A 24,219-nucleotide genomic window follows, 5' to 3' on the forward strand; every position below is an offset into this window, starting at 1 on the left:
TCGCCTATAAATCTCAGGGCATCAGCGAAGCATTTTCCGATTGGCGCGGGTCAAGCGAGAAAGATATGAACATCGAAACGGTGCGCGTTTTCATCATGACCCGTGGGGTGGACTTTGCGATCAACGTGATCGCGGCCATCGCCCTGTGGATCATCGGGCGATGGCTGATCGGCGTCGTGATCGGCATGATGCGCAAGGTGCTCGCGCGCAACGGCCGCGTCGATCCCACGCTCGCGCACTACCTCGGTTCGATCATCGGCGCGCTTTTGAACCTGCTGCTGATCCTCGCGATCCTGCAGATTTTTGGCGTTCAGACGACTTCGTTCGCCGCGCTGCTCGCGGGCCTCGGGCTTGCGATCGGCGTCGCGTGGGGCGGCCTGCTCGCGCACTTCGCGGCGGGCATCTTCATGCAGGTGCTGCGGCCGTTCAAGGTCGGCGACTTCGTCACGGCGGGCGGCGTGACCGGCACGGTCATGGAACTCGGCCTCTTCGGCACGATGATCACGACACCCGACAACGTGGCGACCATCGTCGGCAACAACAAGGTCTTCTCCGACACGATCTGGAACTACAGCCTGCTGCCTAACCGGCGTGTCGAACTGACCGCGAAGATCGCGAACGGTGTCGATCCGCTCGACGCCATCGCACGGCTGAAGGCGGCGGTCGCGCAGATACCGAACGTGGCCGACAGCCCCGCGCCGGATGTCGAGATCCTCTCGTTCACGCCCGAAGGCCCGTTGCTCTGCGTGCGTCCTTACACCACGACGGAGCACTACTGGCAGGTCTATTTCGACACCAATCGCGCCATTGCCGAGACGTTCAAGCAAGCGGGCTTTCCGACGCCAGAAACACCCTTCGTGCATCGCACGGCGGGCTAGAATGGTTGATAGCCGGGTCTGCCTCGCGGGCCCGGTGTTGGAGACGAGCCATGCCGACCTATCAATATCGATGCGAGCAGTGCGGCGAAACGTTCGAGCACGCGGAACATCTCGCCGAGCACGCAACGATTCATCTGCGCTGTCCGAAGTGCGGAAGCGAAAAGGTGCAGCACGCGCCGACGCACTTCGTCGCGAAGACCACCCGCAAGAGCTGACCTTCAGCGCCCGTTGCGGCGGCGCGCGATCACGACCGCATAAATCGCCGCGTTCACGGCGATCAGCACGAATGCGAGCCCATAGCGGAGCATCGGCGTGAGGTCGCCGGGATAGAGCACGCGTCCGATGAGATGCTCGATGAAGCCGCCCGCGTAACCCGCTTCGCCGCCCAGTTTCAACAGACGGTTTTCCAGCGGCGTCAGCGGACAGACCCAGCCCGCAAGTTCCACCGCGATGCCCCATGCGAGCGCGGGCAAGTGAAGCCATGCGAAACGCCGCTGGCGCAACGCGAGCAGGCCGCCGAACGTCACGAACGCGACGAACGCCAGATGCGCGATGAGCACGGCATTGGCGAGCAGGATGTAGGTCATGCGTCAGGGCGCGTCGCCCGCCCATCCGGCCCTATGCGTTGAGCTCGTTATGCAGTGCGAGATATTCCTGCGCGAGCTTGTGACGCGGTTCGAGGTAGATCATCGGCCGGGCGTGCTGATGGCTCTCGCGAATCTTCACCGAAAGCGACAAATGCGAGTTCAGCACCGGCAGGTCTTCGCTGCGCAATTCGTCGACGAGTTGCTGGGGCAGGCTCGCGCGCGGCTGGAACTGATTGATCACGATGCCCTCGACGGCCAGCCCGGGATTATGGTCGTGGCGAATTTCCTGCACGTTTTCGAGCACCGAATAGAGCGCGCGGCGGGAGAAATCGTCGCAATCGAACGGAATCAGGCACCGCTCGACCGCGATCAGCGCCGAACGCGTGAAGAAATTGAGCGCGGGCGGCGTGTCGATATAAACGGCGTCGTAATTCTGCAGGCCTTTCAGCGCATCGCGCAGCTTATATATTTTGTAACGCGATTCGAGTTTTCCCATCAGCGCATCGAGGCCCGGATGTGACGGGACGATGTCGAGATTGTCGAATGGCGTCGAATGGACGAACGAATTGAAATCCGGCTCCCGGAAACTGTAACTCAGCGCCGATTCGAAGAAACTGGCGAGATTCGGCTGCGCGTCCTGCGCCTTCGCGCCGAGCAGATACTGGCTGGAATTGCCTTGCGGATCGAGGTCGATCACGAGCGTGCGCAACCCTTGCGACGCGCTGATCGCGGCCAGATTACAGACGATGGTGGATTTTCCGACACCACCCTTTTGATTGAAAACTACTCGGCGCATCGATTTTCGATCCTCGGTTGAAAAACCATCGTTAATTCGAATCTTCGCGATTTTTTAGTTTTTTTTAAGCATTTCGGGGAAATTCCGCGGCGCGTGAATACGCGTGCTTCGCACACCGGCACGTGATCTTAGCGCATCAGAAAAAAGCCGCGCGGCTCGGCTTCGTGACAATCCGGAATAGTCGGCCGATGCCGCCGCGCTAGGTACGAATTCGTTCGCCCGAAACCTGGTCGAAGAAATAGATGCGCTCGCGGTTCACGCGCACGCCGGCCTCGCTGCCGATCTCGCCTGCAAACGTGTTCGAGACCTTCACGACCACCTGCTGTGCGCCGACATTCATCGTAACGAGCGAATGGTCGCCGATCAGTTCGACCGAGTAGATGCGCCCTTTCAATTCCCCCTCGGACGCGGCCACGAGCGTGCATTCCTCCGGGCGCACGCCGAGCGTCGCTTCGCCCTGTTGCGTGATGTTTGCACCGAGCGCGAGACCTGGCGCTTCGAAGCGGTGATCCGTGAGCGTGCCGCGCAGGAAGTTCATCGGCGGTGAACCGATGAAACCCGCAACGAACAGGTTGGTGGGATCGGAATAGATGCGCGCGGGCGTATCGAGCTGCTGCAACACGCCCTTGTCGATCAGCGCGACGCGATGCGCGAGCGTCATCGCTTCGATCTGGTCGTGCGTGACGTAGATCGTCGTGATGTCGAGCTGGTGCTGCATGTGCTTCAATTCGGCGCGCATGTGGCCGCGCAGCTTCGCGTCGAGATTCGATAGCGGTTCGTCCATCAGGAACGCGGCGGGCCTCCTGATGATGGCGCGCGCGAGCGCAACGCGCTGCCGCTGGCCGCCCGACAACTGACGCGGATAGCGCGCGAGCAATGGTTCGAGCTGTACGCTCGCCGCCACTTCCCGCACGGCGGCATCGATCTCGGCCTTCGAGCGCTTTCTCACCAAGAGCGGATACGCGATATTCTCGAACACCGTCTTGTGCGGATAGAGCGCGTAGGACTGGAACACCATCGCCACATCGCGGTCGCGCGGCAACTGCTGCGTCACGTCCTTGTCGCCGACATGCACAGTGCCCTCCGTCGCCGACTCCAGGCCCGCCACGATCCGCAAGGCCGTAGTCTTGCCGCAGCCCGATTCGCCGAGCAGCACGAGGAACTCGCCCGCGTGCACGTCGAGCGTGAGATCGCGCAGTACGCGCGTGTCGCCGAAGGTCTTGCCGACATTGCGCAGCGAGACGCTCTTCGAATGCTGGCCCGCCGCGATCTGGCCGAGCCGCGCGTCTTGCGCGGGCATCTGCATGTCCGTCATCCCTTGACCGCTCCCACGAGAATGCCCTTGACGATGAAGCGCTGCAACGTGAGCGTCAGCAGCATCACCGGCAGGATCATGATCAGAATCAGCACCGACATGTTCCACCATTGCGGACCGCGCGTTGCGTTCTGCGCGGCCACCAGGAGCGGCATCGTCTGAGCGTTGGCCGTCGTGAGGAAAAGCGCGAACAGGTACTCGTTCCACGAGAGGATCAACACGAGCAGGCTCGTCGCCACGAGGCCCGGCGCGACGAGCGGCAGCACGATGCCGAACAGAATGGCGAAGCGCGTCGCGCCATCGATCTGCGCGCTTTCTTCGATCTCCTTCGGCACGCCGTCGAAGAAGTCGAACATCAGCCACACGACGATCGGCACGTTCGCGGTCGCGTAGGTGATGACGAGCGCGAGATGCGTGTCGAGCAGGCCGACGCTCTTGAAGGTGAGATAGATCGGGATCACCGTGACCACTGGCGGCAGGATGCGCTGCGAAACGATCCAGAAGAGGATGTCTTCATTGCCGAGATGCCTTCGCGCGCGACGGATCAGCGGACGCAGCAGCAGGAAGAAGAGCGCGAGCGCCGCGGCTGCCGCGATGCGCAGATCCACGCCGCCCCAGCCGACCGCCGCGACCAGCGCGGCGATCAGCAGCGCGCCCAGGCCGACAGCCGCGACGGGCGGCCGGTACTCGATGCGCGCGAGCGCATACGCCGCCATCGACCCGAAGAAGACCGCCGCTGCCGTGCCGCACGTCGCGACGATCAGCGAGTTCAGGTACGGCCGGAACGTGTCGGGCCCGAGGTCGACGAAGATGTAGTGCCATGCGTCGAGGCTCGGCTTGAAGTCGACGAAGGGCAGATACGCGGGGCCGCTCGACACGTCGACGGGCAGCTTGAACGACGTGATCGCCATCCAGTAGAGCGGAAACAGCACGATGAGCGACCACAGCGCGAGCAGCGCATAGGCGACGAGGCGCGCGCCCGGCGGCATCTCGTCGATGCGCGCGCGCACGAAAAGCCGTTTGATGGCGTTCATGAGCGCTGCCCTCGCGCGCGTCTCACGACGAGCTGAAAGAACGACACGCAGGCGATCGTCGAGATGAAGAACAGCATGTAGGCCACCGCCGACGCGCCGCCCAGATTGAGCGTGCGCCATTCGATGAACGCGTGCAAGGTCATGGATTCCGTCGCGATGCCGGGGCCGCCGTTGGTCAGCACGTTCGGCAGATCGACGATCTTGAATGCTTCGATGAGGCGGATCAGCACCGCGCTCGCCGCAACCGGCGCGATCGACGGCCACGTGACGTCGCGAAAGATGCGCCAGCCCGATGCACCGTCGAGTTGTGCCGCCTCGATCTGATCGCGCGAGGTGCCTTCGAGCGCCGCGAGCAGCACGAGAAACATGAACGGCACCCATTGCCACGTATCGCCGATCACGACCACGATTCGCGCGAGCCACGGGTCCGCCGCCCACGCGATCTGGCCGAGGCCGAGCAGCGACCAGAGCGGTGCGAGCGGCCCGACCGACGTGTCGGCCATCATGCGGAACATATACGCGATGCCCACGGGCGTCACCATCAGCGGCAGGAAGAACAGCAGGCGAAAGAAGCGGCCGCCTTTGAGCGGCAACGTGCAGAGATACGCAAGCCCGAGCCCGATCAGAAACTGCAGCGCCACCCCGAGCACCACGTAGAAGAGCGTCACCATCAGGCTGCCGAGCGCGCCGCCTTTGCCCGTCGTATTGATCGCGAGCCACACGATCGCCACGAAGGTCACGGCCAGGATGGATCGCCCGGCGAAGCCCATGAACGAGCGCCGCGTACTCCGCAGATAACGCACGAACCACCAGGCGGTCGCAAGAAACGCCGCGAGCATGACCGCCACGCTCACGACGCCGGGCGGCCGGAATACCCCGACGAAGTGGAACTGCTGCGTGCCGCTGAAGAGCCGCACGTAGTTGCGCATGCCGACGAACGACAGCTCGTACCCGCCCTCGCCGATCCCGAAGCGCATCAGCGAGAGATAGGCGGAGCTCACGAGCGGAAAGATCGAGAAGCCGAGGATGACGAGCACCGTCGGCAACACGAACACATACGGCGCCTGCCGGTCGAGCCAGTTCGAGACCGACGAGCGCCGCCATGCGTGACGCGGTGTCTCGGCCGATGAAGCATGCGACGAAGATTGCATCGAAGCGGCCCTCCCGTAGTCGCTACTTCGCCCCGATCGACGCCTTGTAGGCGCGCAACTGGCCGTCTTTGCCGAGGTCGTCGGTGATTTCGTTCCAGCCGCTTTCGATGGCCTTCATCGTGGCATCCGCGTCGAGTTCGCCCGCGAGAAAGCGCGCGACCGCCGTGTCGAGCACGACCTGTTCATAGCGCTGGTTCTGCGGGATGCGCAGGTCGATGACCATGTTCGGGCTTTCGAGGCTCGTCCTGATCGCGCCGAGATAGGAACCCGCCGCCGTCTCGCTCATGCCCGCCTTTTTCCACATCGACATGTCGGTGAACTGCGAGCGCCGATACGGATTGAAGCCGCTCGCGCCGATCGTCACGTCCACGTTCGACTGGGCCGGCTGGCTCATGAACGAGAGGAACGCGTAGGCCGCTTCCTTGACCTTCGGCTTCGCCTTCGCGCTGATGCCGCCCGACCATCCGCCGAACGCCGCGAACGGCGCGTGATTCACGCCATCGACCGCATACGGGCACGTGCTCTTGTCGCACGGCGCGAGCTTGCCGGTGTCGCGGTTCAGCACCTTCGTCGAGCCGGGCAGGATCACGGCGCCGACCTTGTCGATCACCTTCGACTGCTTCGGATCGATCGCGAGCACGCCGACGTCGCCCCAGTCGAGCGTCAGCGCGCAGTGCCCGGAGATGAATGCGCTGCGCGTATCGCCGACGTCGAGGTTGATCTCGTTCTGCGGACCGTAGTTCGTCGATTCCTTCAGCACGTTGAGCGCGGCCTTGAACGCGTCGTTGTTCACGAGCGGCTTGAAGTTGCGCGGATCGAAGAATGCGCCCTGCGCCGTGCCCTTCGACTGGAGATAGCCGCCCGCGATCGAGATGATCGCCCAGTACGCCTGCGCGTTGCGCTTCTTCGAAATGCACGAACCCGCGACCGGCTTGCCGTCGCCGCCAAAGGTCTTGCCGTTCGCGGCCTTCGCGATGTCGAGATAGTCGTCCCAGGTCTTAGGCGGTTGCTTGCCGAGCTGCTGGAGGATGTCGGTGCGGTAATAGACCATCTGGAAGTCGCCGTCGAGCGCAACCAGATACGTCTTGCCATTGAACTTCTGCGAGAAGTCGCTGAAGAACGGCATCACGTCGTTCTCCTTTAGCGCTGCGTCCTTGGCGATGCGCCCCGAAAGGTCTTCGAGAAAGCCACCCTTCGTATAGTCGACCATCCATTGCGGCGCGAACACCGCCGCATCGACCGAGTTCGATCCGGAAGCCCAGTCGGTCAACAGCTTCTGATAAAGATCGGAGAACGGCACGGTCTGAATGTTGACCTTCGCGCCCGTCAGCTTTTCGAATTCGGGCGCGCGGCGTTGCAACGGTTCCGCGATCTGCGGGCCGGCGAAGGTCATCACGTTGACCGTCACGCCCTTGAAGTCTTCCGCGGCCCGCGCACCGGTCGCGACCATGCCCGCGGCCGCCAGTATCGCGGCCGCGCTTGCCAGTTTTAGCAGCTTCATTTGTTTGTCTCCTCCACACCGAGTTGACTGCATTGAGCCTTTTGTTTCGGGTCTTACTCCTTGAACAGATCGGGTCTTTCGCCAGCAAAGCGCCGCAATTCTGCGACCACTTCATCGAGGTGATGATGCATTGCCCGCGCGGCGGCATCCGCATCGCCGGCACGGATTGCATCGACGATGCGCTCGTGCTCCAGCAGCGTGTTCGCGTGACGCTCCGGACTCGCCATCAGACGCCGCGCGCGGTCGAGCGCACTGCGCGAGACCGCGACGATCTCCTTCACGCGCGGCAGCCCGATGGCGTCGAGCAGGATCTCGTGAAAGCCGAGATCGAGCGTGTGAAACGCCGGGCGCAGGCCCGCTGCGACGACCTCGCGCTGCCTCCCGAGATTGGCTTCCAGCGTGTCGAGCGTGTCATCCGAGGAATCGCGTTCAGCGCTCGCGAGCATGCGGACGGTCTCCACTTCGAGCGCGCTGCGAATGAACAGGTGCTGGCGGATGTCGTGCATCACGATCGGCATGACGCGCGTGCCGCGCTGCGGCAAGACTTCGACCAGCCCCGCCGCCGCGAGCTTCGCGAGCGCGGCCGACACGGGAAAGCGCGAGACGCCCATGCGTTCGCAGATCGCGAGCTTGTCGATCATCATGCCGGGCTCCATCGCGAGGCTGACGATAGCGGCGCGCAACGCTTGTGCAACCGCGTCGGTCAGGCTGCCGCGGCCGGCGCCTTGAAGCGTCGAGAGCGCGCGGTAGGGGTCGGCGGCGAGATGCGTGTCGTGGGTCGAATCGCTCACACCGCCCCTGATTTCGAACTAACATGCTAGCAGGCTAGGAGGCGGAATCGAGCTTGTCAACGTCCTCTTAGGCGATGAGATCCGAAGTGCGATCCGCCTGAACAAATCGTCGCGGCTTTTAAGCCGTCATGTTCTTTTCAAGGAGCCGACAATGACCACCATCACCAAGCTGTCCGCGCGCGACATCCGCTTTCCGACCTCGCGTTCGCTCGACGGCTCCGATGCGATGAACGCCGCGCCCGACTATTCCGCAGCCTACGCGATCCTCGAAACCGATTCGCCCGATGGGCTTGCCGGTCACGGTCTCACGTTTACCATCGGGCGCGGCAACGAGGTCTGCGTGGCCGCGCTCGAAGCGCTCGCGCCGCTCGTCGTCGGCCGGCGGCTGGAAGATATCGCGGCGGACATGGGCGGCTTCTGGCGCGCAATCACGTCCGACAGCCAGTTGCGCTGGCTCGGCCCCGACAAGGGCGTGATCCATCTCGCGACCGCGGCAGTCGTGAACGCGGTGTGGGATCTATGGGCGAAGGCCGAGGGCAAGCCGGTGTGGAAGCTGCTCGTCGACATGGGCCCGGACGCGCTCGTGCGCTGTCTCGACTTTCGCTATGTCACCGATGTGCTCACGCCTCACGAAGCGCTTGCCATCCTGCGCCGCCATGCGCCCACGCGTCACGAGCGCGAACGCGAGATGCTCGCCAAGGGTTATCCCGCATACACGACTTCGGCAGGCTGGCTCGGCTACGACGACGACAAGATCCGGCGTCTCGCGCGCGAAGGCGTCGCGCAAGGGTGGACGCACTTCAAGCAGAAGGTGGGCGGCAATCTGGACGAGGACGTGCGGCGCGCGCGCATCCTGCGCGAGGAGATCGGCGCCGAGCGCAAGCTCATGATGGATGCGAACCAGGTCTGGGGAGTGGATGAAGCGATCGTCAACATGCGGCGCCTCGCCGAGTTCGACCCGTGGTGGATCGAAGAGCCGACGAGCCCCGACGACATCCTCGGTCACGCGACGATCCGCCAGCGGCTCGCGCCCATCGGCGTCGCGACGGGCGAGCACTGCCACAACCGCGTGATGTTCAAGCAGTTGCTTCAGGCGCAGGCTATCGACTTCTGTCAGGTCGACAATTGCCGGCTCGGCGGCCTGAACGAAGTGCTGCTCGTAATTTTGATGGCCGCCAAGTTCGGCGTGCCGGTCTGCCCGCACGCAGGTGGCGTCGGATTATGCGAGTACGTGCAGCACGTTTCGCTGTTCGATTACATCTGCGTCTCTGCATCGCTCGACAATCGCGTGCTCGAATATGTCGATCATCTGCATGAGCATTTCGTCGATCCCGTCGTGATCGCTAACGGGCGCTACATGCCGCCGCAAGCGCCGGGCTATAGCATCGAGATGCATGCGGCGTCGCTCGAACGGCACGCGTTTCCAGACGGCGCAGCGTGGCAGGCGTGAAGACGCCAAAGACGCCTCAGGCGATCGAGCGCTCCGGCGCGCTGTGCGGCGCGCGGGCGCTCTCGCTCGTTTCAGTCCAGGCGTGCCAGGTCGTCGCGCGCACGCCCCGGCCGCAGCGCTTGGCCTCGTACATCGCCTGATCGGCCTTGCGCACGAGATCGCTCGCGGTGTCGCCGGCGCCGAGCACCGCGAGCCCGAGACTCGCGCGAATCACATAGGGCTTGCCATGCACGCTGACGTCCACTGCAAGCGCGGCCGAGATGGCCTGCGCGCGCGCCATGCCGGCGGCGAGCGCATCGCGTGCTTCGATCACGACGAGAAATTCGTCGCCGCCGAGCCGTCCGATCGCGCCGTGTTCGCCCACCGCCGCGCGCAGCCGGTCGGCGACGACCGTGAGCACCTGATCGCCGCACTGATGACCGTAGCTGTCGTTGAGTTGCTTGAAGTTGTCGAGGTCGACGAAGATCGCCGCGACGTTGCCGCATGCGCCCGGCGCCGCGACCGCGTCGTGCAGCAGGTCCTTGATGCGGCCGCGGTTGTAGAGTCCCGTCAGCCGGTCCGTTTGCGCGAGGCGCCGCAGTTCGTCCTTGCCCCGGTGCAGTTTCGACACGAGCGCCATGATCCACACCGCAAAGCCGATCAGCATCGCGGAGATCACGGCGGCCATCGTCACATAAACGCGGCGCATGTGGTAATAGTCGTCGAGCGCTTCGTCGAGCGAGAGGCCCGCGACCACCGCGAGCCCGTACCGGTCCACCGTGCTACCCGCGACAACCCGTTCGATGTGATCGACCGGATCGACCATCGTCGCGACCGGCGCCTGCGAGATGTCGCGATAGCGGTCGAGGGTCGGACCGCCTGTCGTGCTGGGCGCTTCGCCCGCGCGACGCGAGAGCGTGAAGCCCTGCTTCGAGATCACCGCGATCAGTCCGTGTCGTCCGAGCGCCGCGCTGTTATAGAAGCCGTCGGTGAGATACGCGGGGTTTTCCGAAATCACGACGACACCGCCAAAGCGGCCGTCCGGATCGTCGATGCGGCGGGTCGCCTGAATCGACCATTGCTTCGACACGCGGCCGATCACGGGACGGCTGATGAAAAGTCCTGTCTGAGGATTCGAGCGGTGCACGAGAAAGTGTTCGCGATCGCTCAGGTCGACCACGCCCTTGAACGGCAGCGTCGAGCCGAGCACATGGCCGTTCGCGCCGACGACCGTCACTTGCAGCGCGGTATCGGCGGTGATCAGCCCGTAGGCCTGATAACGCGCGAGATCGAACGTGAGGGGCGCGGTTTCGTAACCGTACTTGATGAGCAGCGCGATCACGTCGACGTCGTGAATCGTCTTGAGCGTATGGGTCTGCAGCGAACGCGCAATCGTGCGCGCGGCCTCTTGCGTGTCGCGCAGCACGGCCGCCTTCTCGATCTGCAGCCGCACGAGAATGGTGATCCACAGCACGCACAGGACGAGAAGCGTCAGCGCGGGAATCTGCACGAGTGCGCGAAGCCGTGCCTTTTCCCCGTCGATGCCCGGCCGGATCGGTCGCATGATTGCCTTGAGTTCTTACCCTGGCGAGCATTGTGCGCGCGGCACCTCGCCTGCGATCCAACGATTAGCGCGCGCTTTAGCCGTCTCTTCGGCGAATTGGCGTGCGGCCTCCTAGAATCAGTGCAACGCGTCTCATGCAAGACGCAATAAGCACAGCCGACCATCGACGATGAACCCCGCTGACGACGACCACGACGCCGTTGCCCTGCGCGCTCGCGCACGATCGTTCGCGCCGGGTGCCGGCTGGCTGGAACGCGCCGATCCGGGCACGCACCGGCGGATCAAGGGCCTGCGTCTCGTTACCGCTTACGGCATTGCCGCGTCGCTCGGCGCGCTTCAGGACATCGCGCACGGACTGCCGGGCGACGCGCTGCTCGGCGCGCTGGCGGGCAGCTTCGCGCTTTGGGCGAGTGTGTCCGAGGCACGCACGACGCGCCCCGAATCGAGCCGCGATCTCGCCCTGCTGTGCATCGCGGCGGGTGCGGGCGCCGCGATGTTCTGCGTGCTCGCGCTACTCCTGCAACACGCCGCGCGCGCGGGTCCGGAGCTGACGCTCGTATCCGGCGCGTTTCTCGTCGGCTATCTGAAGCGCTTCGGCGTGTTGGGCGCGGGGATCGGATCGCAGGTCTACATCGGGCAGTTGCTCGCCTATGGCATGCATCTCGCCCCCGGCGACCTGCCGACGATCGCCGTGGCGGTCGCGATCGCCGCGCTCGCTTCGATCGTTCCGCGCATGCTGAGCGGTCCGGCGGAACGGCCGGCCATCGTGGCCGCGCTCGCGCCGGGGCCGCCCTCGGGCCGCAACGGCATGTCGGCGGAATTCATCATGGGATTGCAGGCCGCAAGCGGCGCGCTCGCGATCGTCGCGATGAACGACGCAATCGGTCTTGTCGAATCGTCCTGGGCAATCACGGCCTGCACCTACGTCGTCGCGGGCTCGGCGACCGGGACGCTTGCCCGCGTGCGGCGCCGGATCGTCGGGACGCTGGTCGGCGTGCCGCTCGCGCTAGCGTGCCTGCCGCTCGCCGCGCATGCGCCGCTCGTGCTCTGGTGCGTGGCCGCGATCGCGATGATCGTCTATGCCATGGCCTTACCGGAACGCTATGACATCGCATGCGCGGCCTTCGCTTTCACGCTGATCGTGACGATGGCGGCAAGCGGAACGCACTCGGTGCCGCTCCTCGCCGCGCGTGCCTGGGAAACGTTGATCGGCGGTCTGCTCGGCATCATCGCGGCCATCTTCATCTTTCCTTTGCGAGCCGGGCGTGAATAATCGAAGCCGTCTTGTTACCATCGATCCATCTGCTTCAACAATCTGCTCGACACGACCCGACGAGAATGCATGGACCGCTTTCTGGAAATGCAGGTGTTCATCCGCATAGCGGAGAGGAAGAGCTTCACGCAGGCCGCCGACGATATGCAGATTCCGCGCGCCACCGTGACGAACCTGCTAAAGCGCATGGAAGAGCGGCTCGGCACGCGCCTGCTTGAGCGCACGACGCGCACGGTGCGTCTCACGCACGACGGCGAGGCGTTTTACCGCCGCTGCGTGCGTCTTGTCGCGGACATGGAAGAAGCCGAAGGATCGTTTCGTCATGTCGCGCCTAAAGGTCTCCTGCGCGCGAACGTGCAGGGCACGCTCGCCCGGCACTTCGTAGTGCCCGCGCTGCCGGCGTTCATCGCGCGCTATCCGGACATCGAACTGCAGATCGGCGAGGACGACCGGCTCGTCGATCTCGTGCGCGAGGGCATCGATTGCGTGCTTCGCGCGGGCACGCTGCAGGATTCGTCGATGGTCGGCCGGCGCGTCGCGCTGATGGAGCAAGTGACGGTGGCGAGTCCCGCGTATCTCGCGAAGCATGGCACGCCTGCGTCGCTCGATGCGCTCGGCAAGCCGGGCGCCCATCGCGCGGTCAACTACATGTCGAGCGGGACGGGCCGCATGATGCCGCTCGAATTCAGCGTCGATGGACGCGTCGTCGAGACGGAACTGCCGTCGAGCGTCTCGGTGACGGGCGCCGAGCTCTATACCGGCGCCGCACTGGCAGGCCTCGGCATCGTTCAGGTGCCGCGCTATCGTGTGCTCGACGATCTTTCCGCGGGGAGGCTCGAAATCGTGCTCGCCGGCTTTGCGCCGCCGTCGATGCCCGTTTCCGTCCTGTATCCGCAGAGCCGTCAGCTTTCGTCGCGCGTTCGCGTCTTCACGCAATGGCTGCGCGATCTGTTCGAAGGCGCGGCCTGACGCACTTTCCGCAATAATCCGGGGCACGCGCAAACGCTTGCGCGAAGCGACTTGCTAATGGTGTGTGGGCGGACGAACGTTACGCAGACGAATCCCCGGTGCACCATATTGGCAAGGAAGTCTGCGAGCGATAGGCTTCTTTTGCCGACGGTCACGAAGTAGCGGATAAAAATTACCGGACCCTCTGCGGCGCTCCATGCGGGCGTTCTGCATCCCTTGACGACCAGAAGTTCAAAACAAACATAAGGCGAGCCGCGTCCATCGATTCGAACAGACGCGAAGCTCGCCCCCGAAAAAGCGCGGCAACAAAACCGTGCACCAGAGCAAGAAGTCTGCACGACAACAGAACGCGTTCGGCACGTAAGCGGAGAAAACCGTACCGCACGGCCGGCCGTCGCACATGGCATCGCGGCAATACTATCGCGCCAGCGTTCACGCGAACGCGGGCCGCTCGGGGTGGGCGGCGAACGCACTGGCATTCGGGTGATTCAACGAGAAGAACAAATGAACCATGGATACGAAGGGTCGCTCGTCAAACGTGTGGTGAACCAACTGGTTACCGGCATCGTCAATGGCGAATACGCAGCCAATGTGCTGCCACCGCAAATCGAACTCTCGAAGAAGCATGGCGTGAGCCGCACCATCATGCGCGAGGCGCTTTCGATTTTGATCTCGCGAAGGATGCTCGATGTGCGGCCGAAGACGGGCACGCGCATCCGGCCGCCCACGGACTGGCTCATCGTCGACCATGAAGTCGCCGAATGGCGGCTGCGCGCGGCGGCAGAGCCGGAATACCTGCGCGGGTTGATCGAATTCCGCTTGTTCGTCGATCCGCGCGCGGCGGCGCTCGCGGCCGAGCGCGCGACCCGCAACCAGCGCATCGCGATTACGGCCGCCTATCAGAAGTTCGCTCAGGCGGACGCGAACAGTGCGGCGGCGTGCGCGGCGGAGGACGCGCTGCAATCCGCGATCGTCGATGCGAGCGGCGACGAACTCCTGCGCCAGATGGGCCAACTCGTGCGCATGGCATTGCGGGCGGCGAAGCCGGCCGACCATCCGCACGCGCTCGCGCACCAGTCGAATCTCGCGGACTACGCGAAGGTCGTGCAGGCGATCGAAATCTCCGACGCCGACAGCGCCCGAAACGCCATGACGTACCTCCTAGCGAACTGCGCGACACGGCTGCTGGAAGAAGTTGCCTGAAACCGGGCGCGGGCGCTTTTGTCGTGGCGCCTTCGCACGCTTGCCTCTCCCGTGTCCCACTGTGGTCCTGGGACCATATCTTGCGCACAGAGCGCATCGTCACGAAGGCGTTTCGACAAACGCCTCGCACGATCCGCGCGCGTGACTACAATTAGCTGATGTCGGAGATCGCGGCTAACAGCGGCTTAGCGCGTCGCGCGCTGGCCGCGCAAGACACGAATGGAGGCAGCAATGTCAGAGATCGACAGGGAAATCGACAAGGAAAAAGTCGTCGCCGTGCTGAATCAGATTCTCGAGTCCGAACTGGCCGGCGTCGTCCGCTACACGCACTATTCGTTTCTCGTCTTCGGCTTCGGGCGCATTCCGATCGTCTCCTGGCTGCGCGAACAGGCCGACGAGTCGTTGCTGCATGCCCAGCAGGTCGGCGAGTGGATCACGACGCTCGGCGCGTATCCGTCGCTCACGATCGGACCGCTGCTCGACTCGCACACTTTCGACATCGCGTCGATCCTGCGCGAATCGCTTCAGGCCGAGAACGTCGCGCTGAAGCTCTATCGCGATCTGCTCGCGCTCGTCGAAGACCGCTCCGTCGCGCTCGAAGAGTTCGCAAGACAGATGATCCATACCGAAGAAATGCATGCGGGAGAAGTCGACAAGATGCTGCGCAGGCCCGGCGAAGTGACGACCTCGCCCGAGCGCCAGACGGGCAAGAGCTGACACCGGCGACGCGTGCCTCGGGGAAGCATCGTCGCGCGGTATTTCGATTAGGGTAATCCTGTGCCCGCGAATGTCGACGCTCATGCGGGTGCGCTGCACAATTCGGGGAGCGAACGCATGGGGCGCAGATGCGCCGTGCGTCGGAGTCTTCACTCTCGGGGTTATAAAAAATGGATAAAGGTACGACCGTCAACATCCAGACGTTCCTGAACGAGCACCCGTTCTCTGGATTCCAGTGGCGCATCTTCGTGATGTGCTTCGTCGTCGTGTTGCTCGACGGCTTTGATACGGCCGCCATCGGCTTCATTGCGCCATCGCTCGTCGCGGAATGGCACATCAGCAGGCCGGCGCTTGCGCCAGTGCTGAGTGCCGCGCTCTTCGGACTCGCGTTCGGCGCACTCGCCGCGGGTCCGCTCTCGGACCGGCTCGGGCGGCGTCTGCTGCTGATCGTCTCGGTGACCGTCTTCGGCTTTGCGTGCCTTGCATCGGCGTGGTCGGGCAACCTGTTCCAGCTGACCGTGTTGCGCTTTGTCACTGGCCTCGGCCTCGGTGCCGCGATGCCCAACGCGGTCACGATGATGAGCGAATACTGCCCCGACCAGCGGCGTGCCACGCTCACGAACCTCATGTTCTGCGGCTTTCCGCTCGGCGCGGCATTCGGCGGCTTTCTCGCCGCGTGGATGATCCCGCATTTCGGCTGGCGCAGCGTGCTCGTCCTCGGTGGCGTAACGCCGCTCATCCTTGCCGTGCTGCTAATGATGGTGATGCCCGAATCAGTGCGCTACATGGTCGCCAAGAACCATCCCGTCGATAAGATTCGCGCAGCGCTCTCGCGCGTCTCCGCGAGCGCCGCGCGCGCGACCTCCTTCATCATGACCGAACAGGCGCCGCGCACGAGCGCCAAGGGCGGCCTGAGCGTGGTGCTTTCGCGCTCATACGTGGTCGGCTCGGTGATGCTGTGGCTTGCGTACTTCATGGGCCTCGTGATCTTCTACGCTTCGATCAACTGGATGCCGATTCTCTTGAAGGAAGCGGGCCTCACACCGCAGCGCGCGACGCTCATCTCCGCGCTCTTTCCGCTCGGCGGCGTGGGCGCCGTGCTGTTCGGCATGTTGATGGACCGCTTCAATCCGAACCGCGTGATCGCGGCAGGGTACGCGCTGACCGCCGTGACGGTATACGCAATCGGCCAGTCGATCGGCGATGTGGGCTGGCTCATGGTCAGCGTCTTCGCGGCCGGCATCCTGATGAACACCGCGCAGTCGTCGATGCCGGCGCTTGCGGCCGCGTTCTATCCGACTCAGGGTCGCGCGACCGGTGTCGCCTGGATGCTCGGCATCGGTCGCTTCGGCGGCATCGCGGGGTCGTTTCTCGTCGCTGAACTCACGCGCCGGCAGTTCACCTTCGCGGGTATCTTCACGGTGGTCGCGGTAGCCGGTCTGGTCGCGTGCGTCGCGCTTCTGATCAAGCAGGCCGTTCATCCGGTCGATGCTGCGACGGCGCCCGCCGATCCGTCGATCGCGGGCCACTAAAGAAAACGGCCGCACCCTCGACGGGTGCGGCCGGCCCCTTCCGCGCAACAGCCTTACTTCGGCTGCTCGACCGTACGCAGATACGGCTTCAGCGTCTTGAAGCCCTGCGGATACTTCTTCTTTGCGTCCTCATCCGACACCGACGTCGGAATGATCACGTCCTCGCCCGGCTGCCAGTTCACGGGCGTGGCGATAGCGTGCTTCGCGTTGAGCTGCAGCGCGTCCAGCAGGCGCAGCACCTCGTCGAAATTGCGGCCTGCGCTCATCGGATACGTGAAGGTCGCCTTGATCTTCTTGTCCGGACCGATGATGAACACGGCGCGGATGGTGGCGTTGTCCACCGCCGTGCGCGGACCGCCGCTCGCGTTCGGATGGATCATGTCGTAGAGCTTGGCGACGTTGAGGTCGGCATCGCCGATCATCGGGTAGTTGACTGCCGTGCCCTGCGTTTCCTCGATGTCCTTCGCCCACTTCGAATGATTGTCGACGGGATCGATGGACAGGCCGATCACCTTGGTGTTGCGCTTGTCGAATTCAGGCTTGAGCCGGGCCATGTAGCCCAGTTCGGTCGTGCAGACTGGCGTGAAGTCTTTCGGATGCGAGAACAGGATGGCCCACTTGTCACCGATCCACTCGTGGAAGCGGACGGTTCCTTCAGTTGTTTCTGCCGTGAAGTCGGGGGCTTCATCACCAATACGAACGGACATATTCAATCTCCACTGAGTGAGTAACCGGGGAAGGACGCAAGCGTCCACTGGCTCGCAAAACTGACCCGGGGTGAAAACGTGCTACTTACGTTGTGATTATAGTGCGGTCCGGGCGCGCGTCTTGCTCGCGATTAAAGCTCGAATTGTTCTATCAAATCTGCTATCACGGTATAAGCCCGCCCGCTTCAATGATGCCTCAGGGAACAGGAGAGTGTCGTGACGATGATGCAAAGAAAGTCCATCGATGCACTACAGGCCGAGGCCTCCGAAAACGATGAGGTCCTGCATGAGGCAGGCGGCCATACGCTCGTGCGGTCGCTCTCCGGCCTCGACCTCACCATGCTCGGCATCGGCTGCATCATCGGCGCGGGGATCTTCGTGCTGACCGGGCACGCCGCCGCCACCAACGCGGGGCCGGCCATTACGATTTCATTCGTACTCGGTGGCATCGTCTGCGGGCTCGCGGGACTGTGCTATGCGGAGATGGCCTCGACCGTGCCCGTCTCCGGCAGCGCCTACACGTATGCCTACGCGACGATGGGCGAGTTCATCGCGTGGCTGATCGGCTGGGACCTGATCCTCGAATATGCCGTGGGGGCAACGACCGTCGCGATCGGCTGGTCGGGGTATGTCGTGAGCTTTCTGCATTCGCTCGGCGTCGATATTCCCGCGCGTCTTTCGCAAGCGCCCTTCTCCTACGAACCCGGGCACGGATGGAGCCATGCGGGCGCGCTCCTCAACGTGCCGGCGATGGTGATCGTCGGGCTGATCACGATACTGCTCGTGATCGGCATCCGCGAATCGGCGCGCGTGAACAGCTTCATCGTGATCGTGAAGGTGGTGATCGTGATCGCGTTCATCATCGCGGGCATCGGATTCGTCGATACCGCGCACTGGACGACGAGCACGAATCCGCAAGGCGCATTCATCCCGCCGAACACGGGCGAATCGGGCGTATATGGCATAAGCGGCGTGGTGCGCGGCGCGGCGGTCGTGTTCTTCGCATACATCGGCTTCGATTCCGTGTCGACGGTCGCGCAGGAGACGAAGAACCCGAGCCGCGACATGCCGCGCGGTCTGCTCGGCTCGCTTGCGATCTGTACGCTGCTTTACGTGCTCGTATCGTATGTGCTCACGGGCATCGTGCCCTACGACAAGCTCAATGTGGCGGACCCGATTGCAGTCGGCGTCGATGCGATCGGCATGCGCTGGCTCTCGCCGATCGTGAAGCTCGGTGCGATTTTCGGGCTGACGTCGGTGGTACTCGTGCTGCTTTTGAGCCAGCCACGAATCTTTTACTCGATGGCACGCGACGGGCTGCTGCCGCCGTTTGCTTCGAAGATTCATCCGCGCTTTCGCACGCCGTACATCACGACGATCATCACGGGTCTGATCGTGATGGTGCTGGCGGGGCTGTTGCCGATCGGGCTCGTCGGAGAGCTGGTGAGCATCGGGACCTTGTTCGCGTTTGCGGTCGTCTGCATCGGCGTGCTCGTGTTGCGGATCACTCAGCCCGACTTGAAGCGGGCGTTCAGGACGCCGGCGGTGTTTGTCGTCGCGCCGCTCGGGGCGCTGTCTGCCGTGTTCCTGATGGCCGGGCTGCCCGCCGATACGTGGATTCGCCTTATCGTCTGGATGGTCATTGGCGTCGTCATCTATTTCGGTTATGGCATCCGGCATAGTCGGTTGAAGATTGCCGCTGACGGGGCTGCTAGGCGCCGCGTGCGTTAAGGCAATCAGACGGCGTTATCCGCGCCGCCGTCAGCCGCCGCACGCGCCTCCTCCGGACTCTCATAGATATACGCGGCCAAGCCGCGCTTCTTGAGCGCATCGCCGAGCTTTAGCCGGAGGAAACTCGAAGTCGTATATCGCGTAACGCCTTCATAACAGCCATTCACGAGCTTCGTGACCATCTCCGAGTAAGCATCGAGCATGTCCGGCCGGATCGAGAAATTGTCATAGTTGACGATGGCGTGCGGCCTGACCTTCAGCCCGCTGAGCTTCGCCTCGACTTCGCGCCGTATCGCCTCGACATCGTCGAGTGTGGCGACTTCATGTCCCTCGAAGTTGATGAAGAACATGTTCTTTTCGGCGTCATAGCTGAACCGTTCGTCAAGACGCAAGCGCAGCAGGATATTGCGCAACCCCATCGGCGTGTTCTGAAAGATGCGCGCATCCATCAGGCGCGGTGGCTTCTTGATGACGGGCGCGAAGCCCATCTGCGAGACGATGTCGCGCTCCACGTCGATGCCCGGCGCGACCTCGATCAACTCGAGCCCCTCGGGCGTCAGGGAAAACACACAACGCTCGGTGATATAAAGCACCGGCTGTCCGCGCTCGGCCGCGTATGTGCCGCTGAACGTCCGGTGTTCGACGGCATCGACGAACTTCTGGCAAGTGCCTTCGCGCACGATCCGCAGACGCCCGTCTTCGATCGCGATATCCAGCTTGCCCGCGTTGAACGTGCCGACGAACACCACCTTCTTCGCGCTCTGGCTGATGTTGATGAAGCCGCCCGCACCCGCGAGCTTCGGGCCGAACTTACTCACGTTCAGATTGCCTTCGCGATCGGCCTGCGCGAGTCCGAGGAACGCAATGTCGAGTCCACCGCCATCGTAGAAGTCGAACTGGTACGGCTGGTCGATGATCGCCTGCGTGTTGGTCGCGGCACCAAAATTCAGCCCGCCCGCGGGAATGCCGCCGATCACGCCAGGCTCCGTCGTCATCGTGAAGAGATCGATCACCTGCTCTTCGTTCGCGACGCTTGCGATCCCTTCCGGCATGCCGATGCCGAGATTCACGATGCTGTTTGCCATCAGTTCGAACGCGGCCCGACGCGCAATGATCTTGCGCTCGGACAATGCCATCGGCGGCACCGAACTCGCCGCGACGCGCAGCTCACTCGAAAAGGCGGCGCTGTATTGCTCGCCGAACGTCTGCCAGTGATGCTCGGGCTCTGCGACCACCACGCAATCGACCATCACGCCGGGAATCTTCACCTGCCGCGAGTTGAGCGTGTTCGACTCTGCAAGCCGCTCGACCTGCGCGATCACGATGCCGCCGGAATTGCGCGCGGCCATCGCGATGGACAGCCCTTCGAGCGTCAGCGCTTCCTTCTCCATCGTGATGTTGCCGTTGACGTCGGCCGTCGTACCGCGCACGATCGCGACGTCGATCGGAAAGGTCTTGTAGAAAAGATATTCACGACCGTCGATCTGCATCAGCGTGACGAGATCGTCCGTCGTGCGCGCATTGAGCTTGCCGCCGCCGTTGCGTGGATCGACGAACGTGCCGAGACCGACCGTCGAGAGTTGTCCGGGACGGTGCGCGGCAATATCGCGAAAGAGTTGCGAGATCACGCCTTGCGGCAGGTTGTACGCTTCGATGCGGTTGTTGATCGCGAGTTGCTGCAAGCCCGGCACGAGGCCCCAGTGTCCGCCGATCACGCGGCGCACGAGCCCTTCGCGCGCGAGATGATTGAGACCCTTCGACTTGCCGTCGCCCTGACCCGCTGCATAGACGAGCGTCAGGTCGCCGACCGGTTCGCCGCCCGCGCTATCGCCTTCGAGGAACCGCTCTTCGAGCGCGACGGCCACCGCCTCCGCAAAGCCGATGCCGACAAAACCGCTGGTCGCGATCGTGTTCCCCGAGCGGATCAGGCGCACCGCCTCGCGCGCCGATACGATCTTGCCCCGCTCGACCGTGCGTGCAGTGGCGGGAAGATGAGGCCGGACAGCTTCGCTCATGTCGTCTCCGTTCAGCACGTCGTTGCGTGCTTGTCAGTGGTCGGTCGCGTTCAGATCTCGACACGCGCCCCGAGTTCGATCACGCGGTCGGCGGGCAGTTTCAAATAAGCAGCGACGTTGCCCACATTGTGCAGCATGACGGCAAAGAGCCGTTCGCGCCAGAGCGCCATGCCCTTGCCCGGCGTCGGCACAACGGTCGCGCGGCTCAGGAACCACGAGATCTGCGTGCGATCGAACCGCACTCCCGACGATGCGCACGCTTCCAGCGCAGCGGGCAAATCGACTTCGTCCTTGAAGCCGTAGAGAACCGTCACCTGATAGCAGCCCTGTCCGAGCGCCTGCACCGACACGCGCTCGTTCGAGGGAATCCACGGCACCTCGCTGTTCGCAACGGTCAGAAAGATCACGGTCTCGTGCAGCACGCGGTTGTGCACGAGATTGTTCAGCAGCGAATGCGGCACGCCATGCGGATCGGCGTTCATGAAGATCGCGGTTCCTTCCACGCGCACCGGCGGCTTCGCCAGCAACGATGCGAGAAAAGGCTTGAGCGGTGTCGTGCCCGCACGCAGGCGCGCTTCGGCCAGCATCATCTCCCAGCCGCGGCCCCAGGTCGCCATGATCGTGAACATGACCAAGCCGATCGCGAGCGGGAACCAGCCGCCCTGCGCGATCTTCAACAGATTCGCGGAGAAGAACGTCGCGTCGATCACGAAGAAAAAGGCCGTCGCGCACGCGCATAGCAGCCAGTTGTAGTGCCACGCGTAGCGAATCACGAAGAACGTCAGCACGGTCGTGATGAGCATCGTCCCCGTCACGGCGATGCCATAAGCGGAGCCGAGCGCCGTCGACGAACCGAACGCGAGCACCGCCCCGACCACGGCAATCAGTAGCGTCCAGTTGATGCCGGGCACATAGATCTGCCCGATTTCCTTGGCCGACGTGTACACCACGTTCATGCGCGGCAGGAAGCCGAGTTGCATCGCCTGCTTGGTCATCGAATAGGTGCCGGAGATCACGGCCTGCGATGCAATCACGGTCGCGACGGTCGACAGTCCGACCATCGGATAGAGCATCCATTGCGGAAAGAGTCGATAAAAAGGATTTTGCAGCGCGGATGGATCGGCGAGAAGCAAAGCGCCCTGCCCCAGATAGTTCAGCGCGAGCGCAGGAAAAACCATGCCGAACCAGGTCAGGCGGATCGGGCGCGCGCCAAAGTGACCCATGTCGGCATAGAGCGCTTCGGCGCCCGTCAGCGAAAGCACGACCGCGCCGAGTGCCACGAACGCGAGCCAGCGGTGACGCAGGCAAAACGCGAGACCCGCGAGCGGATCGAGCGCTTCGAGAATGCGGGGCGCGTCCGCGATATTTACGGCGCCCGCGATCGCGAGGACGAAGAACCACACCACCATCACCGGCCCGAACACCGCGCCGATGCCGGCGGTGCCGTGCTTCTGCATCATGAAGAGCGCGGTGAGCGCGATCAGCGTGACCGGAATGACGTAAGGCTTGAGAAGCGGCGTCGCGACTTCGAGTCCCTCGACTGCGCTCAGCACGGAGATGGCCGGGGTGATCACGCCGTCGCCATAGAACAGCGCGGCGCCCATCACGCCGATGCCTAGCAGCACATGACGCAGCCGCGGCCGGTTGGCAACCGACGAGGCCGCGAGCGCGAGCAACGCCATGATCCCGCCTTCGCCGTGATTGTTCGCGCGCAGGATCAGCGTCACGTACTTGAGCGACACGACGACGATGAGCGACCAGAAGATCAGCGACACGATGCCGATCACGTTGAGCGGTTCGAGCGGCAGTCCGTAGGCGGGATCGAATACTGTTTTGAGCGTGTACAACGGACTCGTGCCGATGTCGCCGTAGACGATGCCGAGTGCCGCGAGCGCAAGACTCCAGAGGGCCGGATGATGCGGGGCCGGATGAGGGGAAGCGGGCGCGTCGCCCGATGCAGTCAATCCCATGATTCCTCCAGATTCACGCTACCGCGCGCTCGTTTATTCGACAGAGGATGAGGGCTGCTACTTGTGCATCAACGAAGTATAGGAACGGGCGCGCATAGGTCGTGCTTCTGTCCGCGGCGTCCGTTCGATGCTGCTGTCAGGCGTATTTGATTTGCGAAACCGCGCGAAGCTCGTCGGGCGTCGCCGTGCCGAAACCGAAAAACTCCAGGTACGCGGGAATCATCTCGAACAGCATGTCCGTGCCGACCTGCACCGCGCAGCCCTTCGCCTTCGCCGCGCGCAGCAACGGCGTGTACTCCGACTTCATCACCACTTCGCCAACGAACGTGCTTGGCGCGATGCGGTCGATGTCGAACGGGAGCGGATCGTCTTCCTTCATGCCGAGCGGCGTCGCGTTGACGATCACGTCGAAGCCCGCCGGGTCTTTCGATCCGGTCGTGACGACGAGTTGCGAATAGTGGTCGCGCAGGCGGCCCGCGAGCGCTTCGACGGAAGCCGTGTTGGTATCGAAGAGCGCCATCTCCGCTACGCCGGCCGCGGCGAGCGATGCAGCAATCGCCGAGCCCACTCCGCCGCTGCCCACGACGAGCACGCGTGCGCCCTTGAGCGCGCGGCCCTTGCGCTCGACGCCGCGCACGAAGCCCGCGCCATCGAACTGGTCGCCGACGAGCTTGCCGTCCGCACGTTTAAGGATGGCGTTGCAAGCGCCCGCGATGCGGCCGGTGGGCGTCACTTCGTCGGCGAGGCCGACGGTCGTGACCTTGTGCGGCATCGTGACCAGCGCACCGCGGATGTTGCTCAGGCGGAATAGCATCGGCAGGAAGGCTTCGTAGTCCTCGGGCTTGACGCCCATCGGCATCACGACCGCGTCGATGCCGTTCTTCTCGAACCACGGGTTGTAGATCATCGGCGCCTTGAACGCCTCGGTCGGGAATCCCAGATGGGCGATAAGCGTCGTCTTTCCGCTGATCATCGCAGCGCTCCTTTTTTTTAACGAGTTCCTGGCTCAGGCCTTACGGTTCCGCTGCAAGCACGTCGACGGCGGACATCACCATC

21 protein-coding genes are annotated in these 24,219 nt (G+C 63.7%); 9 read left to right on the plus strand and 12 right to left on the minus strand.

Translation table 11 applies throughout. From position 1 onward, the window contains the following. Positions 1-65: 65 nt before the first annotated feature. Both QCE48_RS24785 and QCE48_RS24790 read left to right on the plus strand, forming a co-directional pair. Positions 66-878: a mechanosensitive ion channel family protein gene (locus QCE48_RS24785; protein WP_309782923.1), complete on the plus strand. Its 813-nt coding sequence runs from the start codon at positions 66-68 to the stop codon at positions 876-878. Positions 879-928: 50 nt separating this feature from the next. Further along, entirely contained in the window at positions 929-1,093 is a 165-nt protein-coding gene (locus tag QCE48_RS24790) for a zinc ribbon domain-containing protein (protein WP_062632372.1), read from the plus strand. A 3-nt stretch (positions 1,094-1,096) separates the two neighbouring features. On the opposite strand, the gene QCE48_RS24795 is transcribed toward QCE48_RS24790, so the two are convergent. From QCE48_RS24795 to QCE48_RS24825, 7 genes are all read right to left on the minus strand, one after another. Beyond that, positions 1,097-1,465 (minus strand): DUF2784 domain-containing protein, encoded by a 369-nt coding sequence (locus QCE48_RS24795; protein WP_309782925.1) that lies wholly within the window; start codon positions 1,463-1,465, stop codon positions 1,097-1,099. Positions 1,466-1,496: 31 nt separating this feature from the next. Continuing rightward, positions 1,497-2,261, minus strand: a complete 765-nt coding sequence (locus tag QCE48_RS24800) for a ParA family protein (RefSeq protein WP_309782926.1) — start codon at positions 2,259-2,261, stop codon at positions 1,497-1,499. A gap of 199 nt (positions 2,262-2,460) precedes the next feature. Beyond that, complete coding sequence (locus QCE48_RS24805) at positions 2,461-3,561, minus strand: ABC transporter ATP-binding protein (protein ID WP_309782928.1); 1,101 nt, start codon at positions 3,559-3,561, stop codon at positions 2,461-2,463. Between the two features lie 11 nt (positions 3,562-3,572). Next, positions 3,573-4,610, minus strand: a complete 1,038-nt coding sequence (locus QCE48_RS24810) for a carbohydrate ABC transporter permease (protein WP_309782929.1) — start codon at positions 4,608-4,610, stop codon at positions 3,573-3,575. Further along, positions 4,607-5,761 carry a sugar ABC transporter permease gene (locus QCE48_RS24815; protein WP_309782931.1) on the minus strand — a complete coding sequence of 385 codons (1,155 nt, stop codon included), beginning with the start codon at positions 5,759-5,761 and terminating at the stop codon, positions 4,607-4,609. Before QCE48_RS24815 ends, QCE48_RS24810 begins: the two co-directional genes overlap by 4 nt. A 22-nt stretch (positions 5,762-5,783) precedes the next feature. Beyond that, positions 5,784-7,262 (minus strand): extracellular solute-binding protein, encoded by a 1,479-nt coding sequence (locus tag QCE48_RS24820; RefSeq protein ID WP_309782932.1) that lies wholly within the window; start codon positions 7,260-7,262, stop codon positions 5,784-5,786. A gap of 53 nt (positions 7,263-7,315) precedes the next feature. Beyond that, the gene (locus tag QCE48_RS24825) at positions 7,316-8,053 is read right to left on the minus strand and encodes a GntR family transcriptional regulator (RefSeq protein WP_404982118.1); all 738 of its coding nucleotides are present in this window, start codon (positions 8,051-8,053) and stop codon (positions 7,316-7,318) included. Positions 8,054-8,204: 151 nt separating this feature from the next. On the opposite strand from QCE48_RS24825, the gene QCE48_RS24830 reads away from it, so the two are divergent. After that, on the plus strand, positions 8,205-9,503 hold the full coding sequence (locus QCE48_RS24830) for an L-fuconate dehydratase (protein ID WP_309782933.1): 1,299 nt from the start codon (positions 8,205-8,207) through the stop codon (positions 9,501-9,503). Positions 9,504-9,519: 16 nt separating this feature from the next. On the opposite strand, the gene QCE48_RS24835 is transcribed toward QCE48_RS24830, so the two are convergent. Next, positions 9,520-11,046 (minus strand): diguanylate cyclase domain-containing protein, encoded by a 1,527-nt coding sequence (locus QCE48_RS24835; protein ID WP_309782936.1) that lies wholly within the window; start codon positions 11,044-11,046, stop codon positions 9,520-9,522. 169 nt (positions 11,047-11,215) lie between these two features. Between QCE48_RS24835 and QCE48_RS24840 the strand changes: the two genes are divergently transcribed. The 5 genes from QCE48_RS24840 to QCE48_RS24860 all read left to right on the plus strand — a co-directional run bounded on the left by QCE48_RS24840 (position 11,216) and on the right by QCE48_RS24860 (position 16,740). Continuing rightward, positions 11,216-12,319, plus strand: a complete 1,104-nt coding sequence (locus tag QCE48_RS24840) for an FUSC family protein (RefSeq protein WP_309782937.1) — start codon at positions 11,216-11,218, stop codon at positions 12,317-12,319. Between the two features lie 69 nt (positions 12,320-12,388). Further along, positions 12,389-13,288, plus strand: coding sequence for a LysR family transcriptional regulator (locus QCE48_RS24845; RefSeq protein WP_309782938.1), 900 nt, complete (start codon positions 12,389-12,391; stop codon positions 13,286-13,288). Positions 13,289-13,792: 504 nt separating this feature from the next. Continuing rightward, positions 13,793-14,491 (plus strand): FCD domain-containing protein, encoded by a 699-nt coding sequence (locus QCE48_RS24850; protein ID WP_309782940.1) that lies wholly within the window; start codon positions 13,793-13,795, stop codon positions 14,489-14,491. Positions 14,492-14,722: 231 nt separating this feature from the next. Then, positions 14,723-15,208, plus strand: a complete 486-nt coding sequence (locus QCE48_RS24855; RefSeq protein ID WP_309782942.1) for a ferritin-like domain-containing protein — start codon at positions 14,723-14,725, stop codon at positions 15,206-15,208. Between the two features lie 170 nt (positions 15,209-15,378). Beyond that, positions 15,379-16,740, plus strand: a complete 1,362-nt coding sequence (locus QCE48_RS24860; RefSeq protein ID WP_309782943.1) for an MFS transporter — start codon at positions 15,379-15,381, stop codon at positions 16,738-16,740. Between the two features lie 53 nt (positions 16,741-16,793). On the opposite strand, the gene QCE48_RS24865 is transcribed toward QCE48_RS24860, so the two are convergent. Further along, a complete protein-coding gene (locus QCE48_RS24865) occupies positions 16,794-17,447 on the minus strand; it encodes a peroxiredoxin (RefSeq protein ID WP_309782944.1) in 654 nt (217 codons plus the stop codon). A 225-nt stretch (positions 17,448-17,672) separates the two neighbouring features. Here QCE48_RS24865 and QCE48_RS24870 point away from each other — a divergent pair, with 225 nt between their 5' ends. Next, the gene (locus QCE48_RS24870) at positions 17,673-19,178 is read left to right on the plus strand and encodes an amino acid permease (RefSeq protein ID WP_404982301.1); all 1,506 of its coding nucleotides are present in this window, start codon (positions 17,673-17,675) and stop codon (positions 19,176-19,178) included. Between the two features lie 5 nt (positions 19,179-19,183). Here QCE48_RS24870 and QCE48_RS24875 read toward each other — a convergent pair whose 3' ends face one another. From QCE48_RS24875 to QCE48_RS24885, 3 genes are all read right to left on the minus strand, one after another. Further along, positions 19,184-21,193 carry an acyl CoA:acetate/3-ketoacid CoA transferase gene (locus QCE48_RS24875; protein WP_309782945.1) on the minus strand — a complete coding sequence of 670 codons (2,010 nt, stop codon included), beginning with the start codon at positions 21,191-21,193 and terminating at the stop codon, positions 19,184-19,186. Between the two features lie 50 nt (positions 21,194-21,243). Continuing rightward, entirely contained in the window at positions 21,244-23,163 is a 1,920-nt protein-coding gene (locus QCE48_RS24880; RefSeq protein WP_309782946.1) for a potassium transporter Kup, read from the minus strand. Positions 23,164-23,299: 136 nt separating this feature from the next. Beyond that, the gene (locus QCE48_RS24885; RefSeq protein ID WP_309782948.1) at positions 23,300-24,136 is read right to left on the minus strand and encodes a ThiF family adenylyltransferase; all 837 of its coding nucleotides are present in this window, start codon (positions 24,134-24,136) and stop codon (positions 23,300-23,302) included. Positions 24,137-24,219: the final 83 nt, after the last annotated feature.

Origin of the sequence: Caballeronia sp. LZ024 (genome assembly GCF_031451455.1) — a bacterium.
Classification (GTDB): domain Bacteria; phylum Pseudomonadota; class Gammaproteobacteria; order Burkholderiales; family Burkholderiaceae; genus Caballeronia; species Caballeronia telluris.

What these genes read in the sequence shown, in the direction of transcription:
- QCE48_RS24850 (WP_309782940.1), top strand. Translation starts at nt 13,793, where the DNA reads ATGAACCATGGATACGAAGGGTCGCTCGTCAAACGTGTGGTGAACCAA.
- QCE48_RS24845 (WP_309782938.1), top strand. Translation starts at nt 12,389, where the DNA reads ATGGACCGCTTTCTGGAAATGCAGGTGTTCATCCGCATAGCGGAGAGG.
- QCE48_RS24820 (WP_309782932.1), bottom strand. Translation starts at nt 7,262, where the DNA reads ATGAAGCTGCTAAAACTGGCAAGCGCGGCCGCGATACTGGCGGCCGCG.
- QCE48_RS24840 (WP_309782937.1), top strand. Translation starts at nt 11,216, where the DNA reads ATGAACCCCGCTGACGACGACCACGACGCCGTTGCCCTGCGCGCTCGC.
- QCE48_RS24865 (WP_309782944.1), bottom strand. Translation starts at nt 17,447, where the DNA reads ATGTCCGTTCGTATTGGTGATGAAGCCCCCGACTTCACGGCAGAAACA.
- QCE48_RS24800 (WP_309782926.1), bottom strand. Translation starts at nt 2,261, where the DNA reads ATGCGCCGAGTAGTTTTCAATCAAAAGGGTGGTGTCGGAAAATCCACC.
- QCE48_RS24795 (WP_309782925.1), bottom strand. Translation starts at nt 1,465, where the DNA reads ATGACCTACATCCTGCTCGCCAATGCCGTGCTCATCGCGCATCTGGCG.
- QCE48_RS24855 (WP_309782942.1), top strand. Translation starts at nt 14,723, where the DNA reads ATGTCAGAGATCGACAGGGAAATCGACAAGGAAAAAGTCGTCGCCGTG.
- QCE48_RS24830 (WP_309782933.1), top strand. Translation starts at nt 8,205, where the DNA reads ATGACCACCATCACCAAGCTGTCCGCGCGCGACATCCGCTTTCCGACC.
- QCE48_RS24785 (WP_309782923.1), top strand. Translation starts at nt 66, where the DNA reads ATGAACATCGAAACGGTGCGCGTTTTCATCATGACCCGTGGGGTGGAC.
- QCE48_RS24815 (WP_309782931.1), bottom strand. Translation starts at nt 5,761, where the DNA reads ATGCAATCTTCGTCGCATGCTTCATCGGCCGAGACACCGCGTCACGCA.
- QCE48_RS24835 (WP_309782936.1), bottom strand. Translation starts at nt 11,046, where the DNA reads ATGCGACCGATCCGGCCGGGCATCGACGGGGAAAAGGCACGGCTTCGC.
- QCE48_RS24805 (WP_309782928.1), bottom strand. Translation starts at nt 3,561, where the DNA reads ATGCCCGCGCAAGACGCGCGGCTCGGCCAGATCGCGGCGGGCCAGCAT.
- QCE48_RS24880 (WP_309782946.1), bottom strand. Translation starts at nt 23,163, where the DNA reads ATGGGATTGACTGCATCGGGCGACGCGCCCGCTTCCCCTCATCCGGCC.
- QCE48_RS24810 (WP_309782929.1), bottom strand. Translation starts at nt 4,610, where the DNA reads ATGAACGCCATCAAACGGCTTTTCGTGCGCGCGCGCATCGACGAGATG.
- QCE48_RS24790 (WP_062632372.1), top strand. Translation starts at nt 929, where the DNA reads ATGCCGACCTATCAATATCGATGCGAGCAGTGCGGCGAAACGTTCGAG.
- QCE48_RS24875 (WP_309782945.1), bottom strand. Translation starts at nt 21,193, where the DNA reads ATGAGCGAAGCTGTCCGGCCTCATCTTCCCGCCACTGCACGCACGGTC.
- QCE48_RS24860 (WP_309782943.1), top strand. Translation starts at nt 15,379, where the DNA reads ATGGATAAAGGTACGACCGTCAACATCCAGACGTTCCTGAACGAGCAC.
- QCE48_RS24870 (WP_404982301.1), top strand. Translation starts at nt 17,673, where the DNA reads ATGCAAAGAAAGTCCATCGATGCACTACAGGCCGAGGCCTCCGAAAAC.
- QCE48_RS24885 (WP_309782948.1), bottom strand. Translation starts at nt 24,136, where the DNA reads ATGATCAGCGGAAAGACGACGCTTATCGCCCATCTGGGATTCCCGACC.